This is a genomic window from Bradyrhizobium sp. Kon58, from assembly GCF_055807455.1.
Map to the genome: position 1 here is coordinate 1 of NZ_JBVVOT010000170.1, position 419 is coordinate 419.

1 protein-coding gene is annotated in these 419 nt (G+C 54.7%); it reads right to left on the minus strand.

What is annotated here, in order from left to right; genetic code table 11:
- The coding region (locus AC0L20_RS39985) for a hypothetical protein (RefSeq protein ID WP_473295666.1) at positions 1–312 on the minus strand (312 nt) is incomplete at its 3' end.
- Between the last annotated feature and the right edge of the window lie 107 nt (positions 313–419).

Below are 419 nucleotides of genomic sequence, written 5' to 3' on the forward strand. Positions count from 1 at the left end.
CAATTCGCGCCCACCCAGCAGACTGAAATGGCCGTAGTCTTTAATCAGTTCAAGGGGTACGTAACCGGCAGGGTCGGCGTAGTGAATGATTCCATCGGGCAATTGGCAGGGTTTGGTGAAGGTACAGCCTGGCAGCTTCTCGGGCGCAGGCGCCTGGCCGGGAAGAGGTTCGGACAGGTCAATGTGTGGCGAATAGGGCACGCGTTTGGTGCTAACGCAGACAGGGGTTTTGTCGTTTGGGGCGGTCTTCGGCCAATAGCGACTGAGCACATACCGCCTGTCGGTCTTCTCCTCTAAAAGAGGAAGATTCACACAAACCTCTAAGTTTTATTGATTTCTGGCCGAAAGCCTGACGAGCCATGCGTGCACCGAATTAGAGCGGTCGCAGAGTCCGCATATCACGTTACATGGAATGTTCC